The 16,887-nt window shown below is 71.9% G+C and carries 14 protein-coding genes, 1 tRNA gene and 1 riboswitch; of the genes, 6 read left to right on the forward strand and 9 right to left on the reverse strand.

The annotated features are described in order from the left end of the window. Positions 1–14: 14 nt before the first annotated feature. The 7 genes from hpnC to ACIBCA_RS07380 form a co-directional block, all read right to left on the reverse strand. On the reverse strand, positions 15–1,016 hold the full coding sequence (hpnC, locus tag ACIBCA_RS07350) for a squalene synthase HpnC (RefSeq protein WP_396282383.1): 1,002 nt from the start codon (positions 1,014–1,016) through the stop codon (positions 15–17). 235 nt (positions 1,017–1,251) lie between these two features. Further along, positions 1,252–2,061: an ABC transporter ATP-binding protein gene (locus tag ACIBCA_RS07355; protein WP_396281869.1), complete on the reverse strand. Its 810-nt coding sequence runs from the start codon at positions 2,059–2,061 to the stop codon at positions 1,252–1,254. After that, positions 2,054–2,995, reverse strand: coding sequence for an ABC transporter permease (locus tag ACIBCA_RS07360; RefSeq protein WP_396281870.1), 942 nt, complete (start codon positions 2,993–2,995; stop codon positions 2,054–2,056). Before ACIBCA_RS07360 ends, ACIBCA_RS07355 begins: the two co-directional genes overlap by 8 nt. 179 nt (positions 2,996–3,174) lie before the next feature. Beyond that, entirely contained in the window at positions 3,175–4,074 is a 900-nt protein-coding gene (locus ACIBCA_RS07365) for a glycosyltransferase family 2 protein (protein ID WP_396281871.1), read from the reverse strand. Then, positions 4,071–4,808 carry a CDP-alcohol phosphatidyltransferase family protein gene (locus ACIBCA_RS07370; RefSeq protein ID WP_396282384.1) on the reverse strand — a complete coding sequence of 246 codons (738 nt, stop codon included), beginning with the start codon at positions 4,806–4,808 and terminating at the stop codon, positions 4,071–4,073. The genes ACIBCA_RS07365 and ACIBCA_RS07370 overlap by 4 nt, the downstream gene beginning before the upstream one ends. 91 nt (positions 4,809–4,899) lie before the next feature. Next, the gene (locus ACIBCA_RS07375; protein ID WP_396281872.1) at positions 4,900–5,961 is read right to left on the reverse strand and encodes an iron-containing alcohol dehydrogenase family protein; all 1,062 of its coding nucleotides are present in this window, start codon (positions 5,959–5,961) and stop codon (positions 4,900–4,902) included. Next, a complete protein-coding gene (locus tag ACIBCA_RS07380; protein WP_396281873.1) occupies positions 5,949–6,704 on the reverse strand; it encodes a sugar phosphate nucleotidyltransferase in 756 nt (251 codons plus the stop codon). Before ACIBCA_RS07380 ends, ACIBCA_RS07375 begins: the two co-directional genes overlap by 13 nt. A gap of 545 nt (positions 6,705–7,249) precedes the next feature. Here ACIBCA_RS07380 and idi point away from each other — a divergent pair. Further along, positions 7,250–7,894 carry an isopentenyl-diphosphate Delta-isomerase gene (idi, locus tag ACIBCA_RS07385; protein WP_396281874.1) on the forward strand — a complete coding sequence of 215 codons (645 nt, stop codon included), beginning with the start codon at positions 7,250–7,252 and terminating at the stop codon, positions 7,892–7,894. A gap of 64 nt (positions 7,895–7,958) precedes the next feature. Here idi and ACIBCA_RS07390 read toward each other — a convergent pair whose 3' ends face one another. Next, on the reverse strand, positions 7,959–8,459 hold the full coding sequence (locus tag ACIBCA_RS07390; RefSeq protein WP_396282385.1) for an ATP-binding protein: 501 nt from the start codon (positions 8,457–8,459) through the stop codon (positions 7,959–7,961). A 370-nt stretch (positions 8,460–8,829) separates the two neighbouring features. Here ACIBCA_RS07390 and ACIBCA_RS07395 point away from each other — a divergent pair. Next, positions 8,830–8,914: transfer RNA gene (locus ACIBCA_RS07395), tRNA-Leu, on the forward strand. Between the two features lie 226 nt (positions 8,915–9,140). Then, on the forward strand, positions 9,141–10,925 hold the full coding sequence (locus ACIBCA_RS07400) for an APC family permease (RefSeq protein WP_396281875.1): 1,785 nt from the start codon (positions 9,141–9,143) through the stop codon (positions 10,923–10,925). Positions 10,926–10,979: 54 nt separating this feature from the next. On the opposite strand, the gene ACIBCA_RS07405 is transcribed toward ACIBCA_RS07400, so the two are convergent. Next, the gene (locus tag ACIBCA_RS07405) at positions 10,980–12,467 is read right to left on the reverse strand and encodes a glycine hydroxymethyltransferase (protein ID WP_396281876.1); all 1,488 of its coding nucleotides are present in this window, start codon (positions 12,465–12,467) and stop codon (positions 10,980–10,982) included. A gap of 21 nt (positions 12,468–12,488) precedes the next feature. After that, positions 12,489–12,587: riboswitch (ZMP/ZTP riboswitch) on the reverse strand. Positions 12,588–12,903: 316 nt separating this feature from the next. Between ACIBCA_RS07405 and ACIBCA_RS07410 the strand changes: the two genes are divergently transcribed. The 3 genes from ACIBCA_RS07410 to ACIBCA_RS07420 all read left to right on the forward strand — a co-directional run bounded on the left by ACIBCA_RS07410 (position 12,904) and on the right by ACIBCA_RS07420 (position 16,864). Then, on the forward strand, positions 12,904–13,908 hold the full coding sequence (locus ACIBCA_RS07410) for an ABC transporter permease (protein ID WP_396281877.1): 1,005 nt from the start codon (positions 12,904–12,906) through the stop codon (positions 13,906–13,908). Between the two features lie 94 nt (positions 13,909–14,002). Next, positions 14,003–15,751, forward strand: a complete 1,749-nt coding sequence (locus ACIBCA_RS07415; protein WP_396281878.1) for an ABC transporter substrate-binding protein — start codon at positions 14,003–14,005, stop codon at positions 15,749–15,751. Between the two features lie 120 nt (positions 15,752–15,871). Then, complete coding sequence (locus ACIBCA_RS07420) at positions 15,872–16,864, forward strand: ABC transporter permease (RefSeq protein ID WP_396281879.1); 993 nt, start codon at positions 15,872–15,874, stop codon at positions 16,862–16,864. The last annotated feature ends 23 nt before the right edge of the window (positions 16,865–16,887 follow it).

Genomic DNA, 16,887 nt, shown 5'->3' on the forward strand with positions numbered 1-16,887 from the left:
CGCCACGCGGGCGTTCACCTTCCCTTCGCGAAGATGGCCGCCGCCTTCGCTGCGAGGCGGCGCTTGTCCGGCTTCGCCTGCCGGGCGAGCACGTCGTACCCGGCGTCCTCGACGGCCGCCAGGGCCGCGTAGCCGCCTGCGGTGAATCCCGCCAGGAGCAGTCGAAGCCTTCCCCGAACCGTACCTACCAATGGTGCGCCCCGGTCGAGCAGGGTGCGGGCCCGTTCGGTCTCGAAGGCGATCAGTTCCCGCACGGCCCCGTTCGCGGTGGGGGCGGCGAGGTCCTCCTCGGTGACGCCGAAGCGGTCGAGGTCCTCCTGGGGCAGGTAGATCCGGCCCGCCGCGCGGTCCTCGGCCACGTCCTGGAGGTGCTCGGCCAGCTGGAGGGCGGTGCAGATCGCGTCGGAGAGGGCGATGCGCTCGGGGGTGGAGACTCCGGCGAGGGCCAGGACGAGGCGGCCGACGGGGTCGGCGGAGAGGGTGCAGTAGCCGACCAGGTCGTCGTAGGTGGCGTAGCGGGTGGTGGTCTGGTCCACCCGGTTGGCCTCGATCAGACGGCGGAACGGCTCGGGGGTGAGTGCGTGCCGGTCGACGACGGGGACGAGGGCGGCCAGCAGCGGGTGGCGGGGCCGTTCGGCCTCCGCCGGGTGCAGGGCGGTCTCGAACACCCGGTCGAGGTCGCGCTCGAGCGCGTCGAGCAGGGAGAGCCGGAAGGCGGTCTCGGCCGGACTCGGCGGGCCGGACTGGGCCGAAGGGGTGGCCGAAGGGGTGGCGGGCGGTGCCTGGCCGGCCCCGAGGAGGGCGGCGGTGGCGCCCGGGTCGGCGAGGTCGCCGTCGCCGGAGTCGTCGACCAGCCGGGCGAAGCCGTAGACCGCCATCAGGTCGTCGCGCCAGGCCCCGGGCAGGAAGAACGGGGCGACCGGGAAGTTCTCGGCCCCCGCCTTCGCCAGGGTCTGGCCCGTGGACGGGCTCTGCGGGGTTTCAGGGGTTTCACTGGGCTGGGCCGAAGCCGACACTGCTGTCACTCCCCCGTTCTACACCGCTCGGTATGAGCGGTCCGACTCGGACACGCGTCCGAGCGCGGGCGCCACGTCCGACACACGAGCCTCGCACCCCGGGGCGCGCGGAGAAAGGGCGCCCCGCCCGGCGCACGGTGGCGCTCACCCCGCCGGGGGTACGGGCGGGGGCACGACGGACCAGGGGCCGGTCCCGGAGGGTTTCCGGGACCGGCCCCTGGTCAGGGCGGGCTCGCTACGGGCGCTCGCCGCGCTCGTAGCGGCCGACGACCTCCTCCGTGGGGCCGTCCATGACCAGCTCGCCGTGCTCGATCCAGATCGTGCGCTCGCAGACCTCGCGGATCGAGTTGTTGTCGTGGCTGACCAGGAAGACCGTACCGGCCGAGGCACGCAGCTCCTCGATCCGCTTCTTGCTGCGCTGCTGGAACGCCTGGTCGCCGGTGGCGAGGGCCTCGTCGATCAGCAGCACGTCGTGGGTCTTGGCGGCGGCGATGGAGAACCGCAGGCGGGCGCCCATGCCGGAGGAGTAGGTGCGCATCGGCAGGGAGATGAAGTCCCCCTTGTCGTTGATGCCGGAGAAGTCGACGATGTCCTGGTAGCGGGAGCGGACCTCGGCCGGGGACATGCCCATGGCCAGGCAGCCGAGGATGACGTTGCGCTCGCCGGTCAGCTCGTTCATCAGCGCCGCGTTGACGCCCAGCAGCGAGGGCTGGCCGTTGGTGTAGATACCGCCCTTCTCGGTGGGCAGCAGCCCGGCGATGGCGGACAGCATGGTCGACTTGCCGGAGCCGTTGGAGCCGATCAGGCCGATCGCCTCGCCCTTGTAGGCGGTGAAGCTGACGCCGCGCACGGCGTGCACCTCGCGCACGCCGGCGGCGCGCCTGCGGCTGATGATGCGGCTCAGGGCCGAGGTGGCGCTGCCCTTGCCGGAGCCGGCGCCGTGCACCCGGTAGACGATGTGCACGTCGTCGACGACGACGGTGGGCTCGCGGGCGATGTCCACGGCCGGGACGGCGTCGCGCTTGCTCAGGTCGGTGTCAGCCACGGCCGTACTCCTCCTCAGCCTTCCAGAAGAAGACGTATCCGATGACGAACATCCCGACGCCCCACGCGAGGCCGTAGGCCCACAGGTGCGGCGGGAGCTTCTGGTAGGCGCTCTGGTGCGTGTCGTAGATGACCGGTGCGAACGCGTGGCGCAGCAGGTCCATGTAGACCGAGGCCGGGTTGGCGGCCACGATCTTCTGGATGATCGGATCCCAGTGCTGGCTCTTCTCCTGGATGCTGAACATGACGCCGGACAGGAACATCCAGGCGCGCATCACGAACGGGATCAGCTGGGAGATGTCGCTGGTCCTGGCGCCGATCCGGGCGAACACCAGGGAGACGCCGGTGTTGAACAGGGTCTGCAGGATCAGCGCGGGGATGATCAGCAGCCAGGTCCTGCCCGGAGCGATCCCGGCGGACAGCACGGTGACGACCAGCACCACCATCGAGATCAGCAGCTGCTGGAGCTGGATGACCGTGAAGGCGATCGGCAGGCTGGCGCGCGGGAAGTGCAGCGCCCGGATCAGGCCGAGGTTGTCGGAGATCGCCCGGGTGCCGGACTGGACCGCGTTCTGGGTGAACTGGAAGACGAAGACGCCGATGCACAGCCAGGCGATGTACGTGTGGCCGGGGAAACCCTGCTTGTTCGCCAGGATGACGCCGAAGACCAGGTAGAACACGCCGCAGTTGAGGAGCGGGGTGACGACCTGCCACAGCTGGCCGAGCTTGGCGTCCGTGTACTGGGCCACCAGTCGGGCGGTGGCGAAGGCCCAGATGAAGTGGCGCCGGGCCCAGAGCTGCCTGGTGTAGGCGACCAGGCCCGGACGGGCGCCGCTCACCGACAGGCCGTACTTGTCCGCAAGCTGCTTGGGGGTCAATCCCGCGTCCGCCCCCGTGGGGGCTGAGAGGCTGACGGGTTCACTCACTGTCGACACATTCGTCCTTCACGCGGGATCGGTCGGGGCGGCCGGTCGGCGGGGGTCCGCCGGCCTTGCGCCGATGGGGATCCACTGGGATCACGGGAGAGAAGGGCCGGTGGGGGGCCACCGGCCGTGGCGATCGGTCGTCCGATCACGTCCGAATCACGTCCGGGACCGGACGTGATCCGGACGGATCAGATGATCGGGGGGCGTCCCAGCCTGGTCAGTCGCCAAACGGTACGCCATCGCATGGGCCGACGAGGACCGCCTGGTTCGCGCCAGCCCGCCCGGAATCCGCCCCACCAGGCCTTCAGCGCCTCCGGGGAGGGGCGTCGGGCCAGGGTCAGCAGGAACCAGGTTCCCAGATAGAGAGGCACCAACGGGGCCGGAAGGTTCCGCCTCGCGAGCCAGACCCTGTTGCGGGCCACGTTGTGGAAGTACGTGGCGTGCCGGGCGGGGGAGGTCGTCGGGTGGTGCAGGACGACGTCCGCCCGGTAGTCGATGGCCCAGCCGGCGTCCAGCGCGCGCCAGGCGAGGTCGGTCTCCTCGTGGGCGTAGAAGAACTCTCCGGGCAGCTGCCCCGCGTTCTCGAACACCTTGCAGCGCACGGCGCTGGCGCCGCCCAGGAAGGTCGTCACCCGGGAGGAGCGCAGCGGGTCGCTGGCGCGCAGCCGGGGGACGTGGCGGCGCTGGGTGGCGCCGGTGTCCGGGTCGGCGATCCGGAAGGAGACGATGCCCAGCTCCGGGTCGGCGGTGAACGCCTCGCGCAGCAGGCGGGCCGAGTCGGTGCGCGGCAGGTGGCCGTCGTCGTCCAGGAAGAGGACGGCGTCGACGTCCCGGCCGTCGGGGCCGAAGAGCTCGATGCCCACGTTGCGTCCGCCGGGGATGCCGAGGTTCTCGGGCAGCTCGACGGTGCGCACGCCCTCGGGCAGCGGGGGCAGCGGGGCGCCGTTGGCGACGACGGCCAGTTCGACGGCCGGGCCCTCCTGGGCGCGGACGGACTCGATCAGGGCGTTGAGCTCGGCGGGCCGGTTGCCCATGGTGATGATCACCGCGCCGAGGCGGAAGGCGTCCGCGGCGGCCGGGGCGCTCATCGCAGCCTGCTGGAGAGGACGATGCTCAGCAGGTGCAGCACGGTCTGGAGCATGGCGATCGCCGCCAGGACCACGACCGCGAGGCGGGTGAACAGCAGCCCGCCGTGGACGGCGTCGGCGATGCCGGCGGCCAGGACGAGCAGCGACGCCTCGACGGCTCCGACCAGGCGGTGGAACTTGAGGAAGGCGGCGGCGCGGCGGGCCCGGGCGACCGAGGCCGAGCGGGGCACCGAGGCGCTGTCCTCGACGGCCGTCATGCCGCTGCGGGCGCGGGCCACGTCCACCAGGTCCGTCTCGGACTTGATGAGGATCGCGCCGAGGGCGGCCAGGGTGCCGAGGAAGGCCCACTCCCAGTGGGAGCCGGCGCCCTCGCGGTGGAACAGGTCGGTGGCGCGCAGGCCCAGGCCCGTCAGCAGGGCCGCCTCGGACATGTAGTGGCCGACGCGGTCGAGGTAGACGCCGGTGAGCGAGGTCTGGCGGCGCCAGCGGGCCACCTCCCCGTCCACGCAGTCCAGCAGCAGGTAGACCTGGATCAGCAGGGCGCCCAGGATCGCGCCGGTCAGGCCCGGCAGGACGAGGGCCGCGCCGGCGAGGACGCCGGTGAGCATCATCAGGTAGGTCAGGCCGTTGGGCGTGATCGCCGTCATGGTGGAGAGCACGCGGGTGATCCGCAGCGAGATCCTCCGCATGTAGAGGCGCCCGGCCCAGTGCTCGGCGCTGCGGCGCTGGAGCATGCCCTCCGGGTGGATCACCGCGCGCAGCTCCTCGATGGAGGGCCGGCGGGTCAGGTCGACCGGGGGCGGTGCGGCGCCCGCGGTGGAGGGGTCAGCTGTTGACGGCTTGGACATAGTCGGCGTACGCGTCCCTGATCGCGGAGGGGGAGAGGTCGAGGTGTTCCAGGATGGTGAAGCGCCCCGGCCGGGTGTTCGGAGCGTAGTGCACCGCTTCGGTGAACTCCGCATCGGTGAAGCCGATTTGAGCTGCGGTCACCGGCAGGCCGTGGCGCGCCAGGCGCTCCACGATCAGACCGGACAGCTCGCGTTCGCCCCGCAGGAAGCTGGCGAACGCCGCGCCGAGGCCGACCTGTTCGCCGTGCTGGGCGGAGCGCTTGGGGTGCAGCACGTCCAGGGCATGCGAGATCTCGTGGCAGGCGCCCGAGGAAGGCCGGGTGCTGCCGGCGATGTTCATCGCGATGCCGGACAGTACCAGGGCTTCGGCCAGGGCCGTCAGGAGGTCCTGGTCCTGCGTGCTCCCCGGGTGCCGCAGGAGGTTCTCGCCGGCCGAGCGGGCCATCGCCACGGCCAGTCCGTCCACCGGCTCGCCGGTGACGGCGTGTGACAACTCCCAGTCGGCGCAGGCCGAGATGTTGGAGACCACGTCCCCTATGCCGGCCGCGACGAAGCGCTGCGGCGCCTGGCGGATCACGTCGAGGTCGACGACGATGCCGATCGGGCTGGGCACCCCGTAGGAGCCGCGGCCGGCGTCGTTGTCGAGCGTGGAGACGGGCGAGCAGATGCCGTCGTGGGCCAGGTTGGTGGCCACGGCGACGATCGGCAGGCCCACGCGGGCGGCGGCGTACTTGGCGGCGTCGATGATCTTGCCGCCGCCCAGGCCCACGATCGCGTCGTAGTGGCCGCCGCGCATCGACTCGGCCAGGCTGACGGCGCTGTCGAGGCTGCCGTCGTCCACGTTGTACCAGTCGGCGCCGGGCAGGGCAGGCTCCAGGCGGCGGCGCATGGCCGCGCCGGAGCCGTTGCTGATCGCCACCGCGATCCGGCCCGAGGCCGACAGCCTCTGGTCGGCGAGGATGCCGCCGAGCGCGTCCAGGGCGCCCGGGCGGATCTCGACGAACAGCGGCGACGGGACGAGTCGGGTCAGTACCGGCACGCGATCTCCCGCGCCTTCGCCAGGTCGTCGTGGTTGTCGACCTCGACCCAGGAGACCTCGCCGATGGGCTGCACGTCGATGCGCAGGCCCCGGTCCACCATCTCCTGGTAGCCGTCCTCGTAGTACAGCTGCGGGTCGCGCTCGTAGGTGGCGCGCAGCGCGTCGGTGAGGTCGGCGGCGGCGGAGGGGTTGATCACGGTGACGCCGATGTACTCGCCGGTGGCCTCGGCCGGGTCCATCAGCTTGGTGATGCGGCGCATGCCGGCGGCCGGGTCGACGACGACCTTCATCTCCTCGTCGGCGAGCTTCTTCACCGTGTCGAGGGCGAGCAGGATGCCGGGGGCGCGGCCGGCCTCGGCGAGCTGGCGGTTGCCCTCCAGCATCGTCCGCTGGACCGAGGCGGGGTGGACGGTGTCGCCGTTGGCGAGCAGGAGGCCCTCGGCGAACAGCTCGCGGGCGCACCAGAGGGAGTAGGCGTTGTTCCACTCCTCGGCCTTGTCGTTCTCGACCAGGTGGAGCTTGACGCCGTACTTCGCCTCGAGGGCGTCCTTGCGGTCGTACACGGCCTCCTTGCGGTAGCCGACGACGATCGCGGCCTCGCGCAGGCCGTTCTCGGCGAAGTTGCGCAGGGTGAGGTCCAGGACGGTCCGCTCCCCGTCGACCGGCACCAGCGCCTTGGGCAGGGTGTCGGTGTACGGGCGCAGCCGGCGGCCGGCGCCGGCTGCGAGAACGAGGCCGATCATGCGGGGTCTCCTGATCCGTCGTGCGGTGCACAGGGGGGTGTGCCGAGGGACGCCGGTGCCGCTTCGCCCGACCGGGCGGCGGCGCGCCCGTACGGGCGTGGATGCGGTCACCGCGTCGTATGCGATGGTAGGCGACCCGGGCGACCAGCCGGAACGCGGCCGGGGGCGTTGCGGCGGGCCGCGGGCCGCGTTTCGGCGGCGCGGCGGCGGTACGGCGGCGGGGTGGACGGCGGTACGGCGGTGGGGTGGGCGGCGGTACGGCGGCCGCACGGCGGACCGAACGGAATTCGAACGTTAATCGCATGGATCTTCGATGGAAATCCGGCGTTCGGGGGAAGGTTCCGCCCGTCTCTGCACGGACCGAAACTCCTCCGGGTCATGATCCGCCCGATTGTGCGTGTAGCCGGTGCCGGACACCACCCATACGGCACACTTGACCCCCGGTGACGGCGCCGGCACCCCCCGCCGCGTCCGCCGCGCCCGGCCGGTCCGCCGGGCGCGTTCCGCTTGGTCCCGCTCCTGGTCCCGCTCCCGAAAGAGGCCCCATGCCCCCCCAGAGTCTGCCGACCGACCCGACGCACTTCGCAGCGGAGATCGACACCGGTCTCGACGTGGAGACCGATGTCTCGGTGGCCGCCGCCTCGGGTACGGGCACCGAGATCCTGCTGGAGCTCGTCGACGACGAGGGCGTGACGATCGGCACCGGCGAGAAGCTCTGGGCCCACCAGCAGCCGGGCCGGCTGCACCGGGCCTTCTCGGTGTTCCTGTTCGACCGCCAGGGCCGGCTGCTGCTCCAGCGCCGGGCGCTGGGCAAGTACCACTCCCCCGGCGTCTGGTCGAACACCTGCTGCGGCCACCCGTACCCGGACGAACCTCCCTTCGTGGCCGCCGCGCGCCGCACCGCCGAGGAGCTGGGCGTCGCGCCGGCGCTGCTGTGCGAGGCCGGCACGGTGCGCTACGACCTGCCGGACGAGGCGTCCGGGCTGATCGAGCGGGAGTGGAACCACCTGTTCGTCGGGCTGGTCACCGCGCCGGTCGTGCCGGACCCGGACGAGGTGGACGACTTCGCCTTCGTGACCGCGCAGGAGCTGCGGGAGCTGCGGGCCGAGCGGCCGTTCTCGGTGTGGTTCGAGACGGTCTTCGAGGCCGCGCTGCCGGGCATCCGGGAGATCGCCGGGCGGGACTGGTAGGCCGGTCCGGCGGTCCTCCCGCCGGCCGCCCGGCCGCCCGTCAGTCCGGCCGTCAGTCAGTCAGTCAGTCCTCGGGCTCCGGGGGAACGGGCAGCGAGGCCCAGATCACCTTGCCGCCCTCCCCCGTCCGCTCCACGTCGCAGACCCCGCCCGCCTGCAGGGTCACGCTCTTGACCAGCAGCAGGCCCCGCCCGCCGGTGCGGCCGGTGTCGCTCTCCAGCGCCTTGGGGTGGTACGGGTCCCCGTCCTCGACGGAGACCCGTACCCAGCCCCGGCGCACGCTCAGCTCGGTGGTGACCTGGGGGGTCAGCTCGGCGGCGTGGGTGACCGCGTTGCCCACCAGCTCGGAGACGATCAGCAGCAGGTCGTCCACCAGCTCCTGGTAGCGCACCCCCGTCATGCCCTGGGCGAGCAGCCGGTCCCGCACGGCGTGGCGGGTGAGCGGCACGGAGGCCTGCTCGGCGGGCACCGGGAAGCGCCAGACGCCCTCGACCGGTCCGGGCGGCCCGGCGGGCACGCGGCGCGGGCCGCCGCGTCTCGGCTCGGCCTTCGCCGTCCCGCTGATCTGCTCCACGTCCAGCCGCCCTTCGTCCGCGACCCGGGAACCGTCCGGGAACCAGGCGTTCCACTCGGGGCGCCCTCGGTGCACAGAGGCTAGGAGAGCGGCCCCCGCGGCCGTGGCACCGGCGACAAGTTGCCCGTGTCGGACCGGTTGTGTCGGGAACCGATCGCGCGCACCCCCGAAGTCGACCGCTTGCTTCGCGCTCGGCGCCGCTTCGGCCCGTTTTCGAGCACGTTCGCGAGCCGTCCCATCCACCCCGGCCACTCCGCCCGTCCCCACCGGCGGAAACGCTGGTGAGAAGCACTCCGGAACCCTGGTAATGTTCTCTCTGTCGCCGAGGGGGCGAACGAAAAGCCCCCGAAGCACACACCCCGTCCGGGTGGCGGAATGGCAGACGCGCTAGCTTGAGGTGCTAGTGCCCTTTATCGGGCGTGGGGGTTCAAGTCCCCCCTCGGACACAGTCGAATTCCCCGTGGAATCCCCAAAGGATTCCACGGGGAATTTTTCGTTTCCCGCCGCAGACCCGTGCCGACCGCGCGCCGACCGCATACCGGGCCGCCTCCTCGCCCGAAAAGTTCGGACACGAGATGGCAACGATCGAGCCGTTTGAGCTTCCCATGAGGTATTCGCCCGATTTCGGCTCATAGGCTGCTTTCCGTTTGCCCGGAACAACCGGGCGAATGCATGGAAACCCGATGGAAAACCGACTCCACCCGATGGACCGCGAGCGAGGGGACCGATACGTTGAGTGAGCCCGACACGTCGACGGCGTCACACAAGAACTACCGCCGGTCCCTCGGCACGATCAGCCTCACGGCCGTCGGGCTCGGGTCGATCATCGGGTCCGGGTGGCTCTTCGGCGCCGAGCGCGCCGCCAAGCTGGCCGGCCCCGCGTCGATCCTCGCGTGGGTGATCGGGGCCGCCGTGGCGCTGACCATCGCGCTCACCTACAGCGAGCTCGGCTCGATGTTCCCCAAGGCCGGCGGCATGGTCCGCTTCGGGCAGTACTCGCACGGCTCGCTGGCCGGCTACCTGGCCGCCTGGGCCAACTGGATCGCCATCGTCTCCGTGATCCCCGGCGAGGCCACCGCCTCCGTCCAGTACATGAGCTCCTGGGACTTCGGCTGGGCGAAGGGGCTGTACGACGGCAAGGAGCTGACCCTCAGCGGGGTCGGCCTGGCCAGCGTGCTGCTGCTGGTCTACTTCGCGCTGAACTGGTTCGCGATCACGCTGTTCGCCAAGACCAACACCGCGATCACCGTCTTCAAGGTCGTCGTGCCGACGCTGACCGCCGGCGCGCTGCTGTTCGCCCACTTCGACACCGCCCACTTCACCGACCACGGCGGCTTCGCGCCGAACGGCTGGAGCGCGGTGTTCACCGCCGTCGCCGTCTCCGGCATCGTCTGGGCCTTCAACGGCTTCCAGTCCCCGCTGAACATGGCCGGCGAGGCCCGTGACCCCGGCAAGTCCCTGCCGAAGGCCGTCATCGGCTCGATCCTCATCGCCCTGGTCATCTACGTGGCGCTGCAGATCGCCTTCCTCGGCGCCATCCCCGCCGCGGACCTGTCGGGCGGCTGGAGCAGCCTGTCCTACACCTCGCCGCTGGCCGACCTGGCCATCGCCTGGGGCATCAACTGGCTGGCGATCCTGCTGTACGCGGACGCGTTCATCTCCCCCTCCGGCACCGGCATGATCTACGCCGCCACCACCTCGCGCATGATCCACGGCGTGCAGGAGAACGGCCACCTGCCCAAGCTCTTCGGCCGGGTCGACGCCAAGACCGGCATCCCGCGCCCCGCGCTGGTGCTCAACCTCGTCGTCGCCTTCGGCTTCCTCGCCGTCTTCCGCGGCTGGGGCTCGCTCGCCGAGATCGTCTCGGTGGCCACCGTCATCTCGTACATCACCGGCCCCGTCGCCGTGATGTCGCTGCGCCGCCTCGCCCCCGACCTGCCGCGGCCGGTGAAGCTGCGGGCCATGCCGGTGATCGCGCCCGTCGCGATGGTCTTCGGCTCGCTGGTGCTCTACTGGGCCCGCTGGCCGCTCACCGGCAAGGTCATCCTGCTGATGGCCGCCGGCGTGCCGATCTGGGCCTGGTACGAGCTGCGCAAGCCCCTCGCCGAGCTCAAGCCGCACCTGAAGGCGGGCGCCTGGATGGTGACCTACCTGTTCGTGATGGCGGGCGTCTCCTGGGCCGGCAGCGAGGACTTCGGCGGCAACGGGCGCCTGCCCGAGGGCTGGGACATGCTGATCGTGGCCGGCATCGGCCTGGCGTTCTACTACTGGGGCGTCGCCAGCGCCTGGGCGAACCCCTCGCTGGCCGAGGTGCGCCGGGAGATCGAGGCCGAGCAGGCTTCGGGCGAAGCGGCTCGGGGCGAGGCGGCTCCGGTCGACGCGGTTGTGGGCGACGCGGTTGTGGGCGACGCGGTTGTGGGCGGCGCGGCTGCGGGCGCGGCTTCGCGGCGGAGCTGAGACCCGGGTACGCGAGGGGGCCGGTCGGGATCCCGACCGGCCCCCTGGTTTTGATCAGGCCAGGTCGACGCCCGGGTAGAGCGGGAAGGGCGCGAGCAGGTCTGCGGCGCGCTTGGCGACGCCCTCGCTGACGGTGGCGTCCAGGGTGTAACCCGCCTTGGAGGCGGCGCCGTTGGCGGTGGTGGTCGGGGTGGCGGCGCGCAGGACGGTGTCGATGAGGCCCGCGATCTCGTCCATCTCGGCGGCGCCCAGGCCGCGCGTGGTCAGGGCCGGGGTGCCCAGGCGCACGCCCGAGGTGTACCAGGCGCCGTTCGGGTCCTGCGGCACGGAGTTGCGGTTGGTGACGATGCCCGAGTCCAGCAGCGCCGCCTCGGCCTGACGGCCCGTCAGGCCGTGACCGGAGACGTCGGCGAGCACGAGGTGGTTGTCGGTGCCGCCGGTCACCAGCGCCGTACCGCGCCGCCGCAGGCCCTCGGCGAGCGCCTGGGCGTTGTCCACCACGGCCTGCGCGTACGCCCGGAACTCGGGGCGGCGGGCCTCCGCGAAGGCGACGGCCTTGGCGGCCATCACGTGGGAGAGCGGGCCGCCGAGCACCAACGGGCAGCCGCGGTCCACGTGTTCGGCCAGCTCGGCGGTGCTGAGCACCATGCCGCCGCGCGGGCCGCGCAGGGACTTGTGGGTGGTCGTGGTGACGATGTGGGCGTGCGGGACCGGGTCGTGGTCGCCGGTGAACACCTTGCCCGCGACCAGGCCCGCGAAGTGCGCCATGTCGACCATGAGGGTCGCGCCGACCTCGTCCGCGATCTCGCGCATCCTCGCGAAGTCCACCCGGCGCGGGTAGGCCGAGTAGCCGGCGACCAGGATGAGCGGGCGGAACTCGCGGGCGCTCTCGCGCAGGGCGTCGTAGTCGATCAGGCCGGTGGCCGGGTCGGTGCCGTAGCTGCGCTGCTCGAACATCTTGCCCGAGATGTTCGGGCGGAAGCCGTGGGTGAGGTGGCCGCCGGTGTCCAGGGACATGCCGAGCATCCGCTGGTTGCCGAGCTCCTGGCGCAGCTGCGCCCAGTCCGCCTCGGTGAGGTCGTTGACGTTGCGCACCTTCGCGCGCTCCAGGGCGGGGCTCTCGACGCGCTGGGAGAGGACGGCCCAGAAGGCGGTGAGGTTGGCGTCGATGCCGGAGTGCGGCTGGACGTAGGCGTGGTCGGCGCCGAAGAGTTCGCGGGCGTGCTCGGCGGCGATCGTCTCGACGGTGTCGACGTTGCGGCAGCCGGCGTAGAAGCGGCGGCCGGCGGTGCCCTCGGCGTACTTGTCGCTGAGCCAGTTGCCCATGGCGAGCAGGACGGCCGGGGAGGCGTAGTTCTCGCTGGCGATCAGCTTGAGGGAGGCGCGCTGGTCCTCGATCTCCTGGCCGATGGCGGCGGCGATGCGCGGCTCGACCTCGGCGACCACGTCGAGGGCGTTGCGGAAGGCGGTGTTGGCGGCCGCGCCGGCGGCGGTGTGCGGGGCGGCCGCATCCGGGGTGGGGAACGGGGATTGCTGGGCCATGGCGGTCTCCTGACGGCGATGCGGGGCGGCCCAGGCGCTCGGCGACTTCAGGCGTGAGGATTCACGGGGCCGCTTCCCGATGGTCGATTCCATCCGTGCGCGCCAGTCGCGGCCCACCGGGATCGTACCAACCTCGCGGGGGCTGTGGCGGAGGTCTCAGAATGCGGGACGGGAGGAGGGATTCAGGGCTTTTGTCCGTTCCTCGGATGTCGTTCCGTTGCGGCGGTGTTGCGGCGAAATGAAGCCGCCATATTTCCGGAAACAATGCGGCAGGAATTCCCCCGAGCCGCTGTGAAGGGATTTGCCTGGCATCCGATGTATCCGATCTGATGTGACCCGTGAGGCCGACGGGAAAACCCCGGGAGCCCCCACCGGAAATACCCATCAGCGCACCCTCACCCATGGGGCGGCCGAGAATTCGGGGAGTACGCCTCTCATGGCAGTGGTCGACACCGTCCCAGATCCCACCACGCCCCCCGTCCCGGCCGGCCCGGCCGCCGCGGGCCCCGCGCCCGCCGCGCCGGGCCTGCTGCGCCGGCTGCTGCGCGACCGGGTCGGCGCCGCCTCCCTCGCCGTCGTCCTGCTGTTCCTGCTGCTGGCCGCGGCGGCTCCGCTCGTCGCCGCGCTGTACGGCAGGAACCCGCTCGAGCACTACGGCCAGAACACTCCCGGCCTGCTCAGCGACAGCGGACTGCCGATGGCCCCCAACGGCGGGATCTCGGGCGATTTCTGGTTCGGCCTCGAGCCCGGGCTCGGGCGGGACGTCTTCACCCAGCTGCTGTACGGCATCCGCACCTCGCTGCTGATCGCGGGCGCCGCCGCCGTCGTGACCACCTCGCTCGGGGTGTTCGCCGGCGTCGCGATCGGCTACCTCGGCGGGATCGCGGACCGGCTGTTCGGATTCCTGGCCAATGTGCTGCTCGCCTTTCCCACCCTGCTCCTGCTGCTGGCACTCAGCCCGGTCATCCAGTCCCGGCTGGTCGATCCGGGCAGCGCGGAGCCGGAATGGATGCAGTTCCTGGTGCTGATTCTCGTCTTCTCCGCGTTCGGCTGGATTCCGCTCGCGCTTTCCCTGCGCGCCACCGTCCGGTCGCTGCGGGAAAGGGATTTCGTGCAGTCCGCCCGGGCACAGGGAGCCGGCCGTTACCACCTCGTCGTGCGCGAACTGCTGCCCAACGTCCGCTCGCAGCTGCTGGTGCACGCGACCATGGCCGTGCCGACCTTCGTCGCCTCCGAGGCCGCGCTGTCCTTCCTCGGCGTCGGCGTCACCGAGCCCGTACCGGACTGGGGGCGGATGATCGCCCGCGGCTCGGAGGTCTTCCAGGCCGACCCGACGTACATGGTCTTCCCCGGCGTGGCGCTGCTGGTCTTCGTCCTCGCCTTCAACCTGCTCGGCGACGCCGTCCGGGACGCGCTCGATCCGCGGTCCGGCGGGCGCTGAAGCCCCCGCTCCTTCCGTTCGCCCCTTCCTTCCGTTCACCCCTTCCCGCAGCAGAGCCCCGGCGCGATCCGCCGGGGCCGAGGAGAGATTCGCCATGCGCTGGACCAAACCGTCGCTCGCCGTCATCGCCACCGCCCTGCTGGCGACCTCCTGCTCGGCCGGCGCGAGCAACAGCGGCTCGGGCGGCGCCCAGGCCAAGGAGACCTCGCCGCTGACCGCCGCGCTCGGCACCGAGAAGGAGAGCGCCGGCCCCGCCCCGGCCGTGGCCGGCGCCCGGTCCGGCGGCACGGTCAACGTGTACAACGCCACGGAGTTCCGCCACCTGGACCCGCAGAAGGTCTACGCGGGCGCCACCTACAGCGCCTCCCTGCTCTGGGGGCGCCAGCTGACCCAGTACCAGGTCGTCGACGGCAAGGCCAAGCTGGTCGGCGACCTCGCCACCGACACCGGCACCTCGGCCGACGGCGGGCGCACCTGGACGTACAAGCTCAAGCAGGGCGTCGCCTGGGAGGACGGCAAGCCGATCACCGCCCAGGACGTCAAGTACGGCATCGAGCGCACCTTCGGCAAGGGCTACGAGGTCGGCCCGCCGTACTGGCCGCAGTGGCTCACCGGCGAGGCCAGCTACGAGGCGGCCGTCGCCAAGTACCCGGGCCCGCAGTCCGGCGACCTCGCCGCGATCGAGACGCCGGACGAGCGCACGATCGTCTTCCACTTCCCGCAGCCGCAGGCCGACGTGCCGTACATGGCCGCGCAGTCCTCCTCCTCCCCGGTGCGCCGGGACAAGGACACCGGCACCGACTACGACCGGCTGCCGTTCGCCACCGGCCCGTACCGGATCGCCGAGCACGTGCAGAACACCCGGATGGTGCTGGAGCGCAACCCGGCGTGGAAGGCCGAGACCGACCCGATCCGCAACCAGTACCCCGACAAGTTCGTCTTCACGTACGGCAAGGAGACGCTGAGCATCAACCAGCAGATCCTGTCCGGGCGCGACGGCGGCGCCGACGCCACCACCGCCGCCGACACCCTCTCCCCCGAGCTGTACCAGAGCGCCGACACCGACCCGAAGACCAAGGAACTCGTCGTCTCCGGCCGCCAGGGCGCCTTCGTCACCCAGCTGGTCATCAACAACGAGCGGGTGCCGGACGTCGCGGTGCGCAAGGCCCTCCACCTGGCCTACCCGCGCCAGCAGGCCCGGCAGGTCCAGGGCGGCTCCCGCACCGGCGAACTGGCCACCACGCTCAGCTCGCCCGCGCTCATCGAGTGGCAGAAGTACGACCTGTTCCCGGCCAAGCCCGAGGGCGACCCGGAGGCCGCCAGGACCGAGCTCGCCAAGGCCAAGCAGGCGCCCGCGAGCCTGACGTACGGGTACAGGAACACCCCGAACGGGCAGCGCGTCGCGCAGGTGCTCGTGGACGGCTTCGGCAAGGCGGGCATCACGGTCGTCCCCAAGCCGATCGACCCCAAGTCCTTCCTGGACGAGGTGCACCGCACCGACTCGCCGTACGACCTGTTCGAGGAGACCTCCTCCGTCGACTGGCCGACGCCCTCCACCCTGATCCCCTTCTCCTTCGACGGCCGCGCCGGCGGCGACCTCAACGCGGCGCGCTACCGCAACCCCGAGGTGGACAAGGAGATCGACCGGATCAACCGGATCGGCGAGCCGCGCGCCAAGGCCAAGGAGCTGTACGCGCTGGAGCAGACGGTCATGAAGGACGTGCCGGTGCTGCCGTACGCGTACCCGACCGTCAACCAGCTGCGCGGCGCCAACCTGGGCGGGGCGTTCATCCACCCGATCTACGGGACGATCGGGCTGGGCTGGCTGTACCTGAAGTCCTGACGCGCCCTGCGCCCGCCCCCGCGCCCGGCGACCCCGGCGCGGGGGCGGGCGGACGGCCCCCTACTTCCCGTCTTCGTCTCCCCCTTTCACCTCCCCTTTTCGTCGACCCCCGGATCGGCCATGCTCTCCTTCGCCCTGCGGCGCCTCCTCCAGGCGCTCGCCGTCCTGGTCGCGGTCTCCGCCGCCGCCTTCGCCCTCTTCTACGCCGCGCCCGCCGACCCCGCCCGCGCCGCCTGCGGCCCGCGCTGCGACGCCGGACAGGTCGCGGCGGTGCGCCAGAGCATGGGCCTGGACCAGCCGCTGCTCACCCAGTACACCGACTACCTGCGCGGGGCCGTCGCCGGGCGGGACATCGGCGACGTCGACGGCTCGGTCATCCACTGCGACGCGCCCTGCCTGGGCTACTCCTACCGGCTGCACCAGCCCGTCACCGAGGCGCTGGCCGACCACCTGCCCGTCACCCTCTCGCTGACCGCCGGGGCGCTCGCCGTGCTGGTGGTGCTGGGCCTGGGCACCGGGTTCGTCTCCGCGCTGCGCCACGGCCGGCGCACGGACCGGCTGCTCGCCGGCTTCACCCTGGTCGGCGCCAGCGTGCAGATCTACTTCCTCGGGTACGTCGCCCAGTGGGCGCTGGTGTACTCCACGGGCCTGCTGCCGCTGCCCTCGTACACCCCTCCGGCCGAGGACCTCGCGGCCTGGGCGGGCGGGATGCTGCTGCCCTGGCTGGTGCTCGGGTTCGTCAACTCGGCCGTGTTCGCCCGGCTTTCACGGGCGCAGCTGCTGGAGACCATGAATGAGGAGTACGTGCGCACCGCGCGGGCCAAGGGGCTGGGGCGCCTGCGCGCCCACCTCAAGTACACCTCGCGCGGGGCGGCCGGGCCGCTGGTGCAGCTGCTCGGGCTGGAGGCCGGGGTACTGCTGGGCGGGGCCGTGATCACCGAGACGGTGTTCGGGCTGAACGGGGTCGGGCGGTTCGCCGCCGAGGCCGTGGAGGGACAGGACCTCCCGGCCGTGGTCGGCGCGGTGCTGCTGGCCGCCTGCTTCATGGTCCTGTTCGTCGCGCTGGCCGACCTGGCGGTGGCCTGGCTCGATCCGCGCATCCGGCTGAGCTGAGGGAGTCGACTCCGATGACGTCG

It is taken from the genome of Kitasatospora sp. NPDC051170, from assembly GCF_044455705.1.
Lineage (GTDB): Bacteria > Actinomycetota > Actinomycetes > Streptomycetales > Streptomycetaceae > Kitasatospora.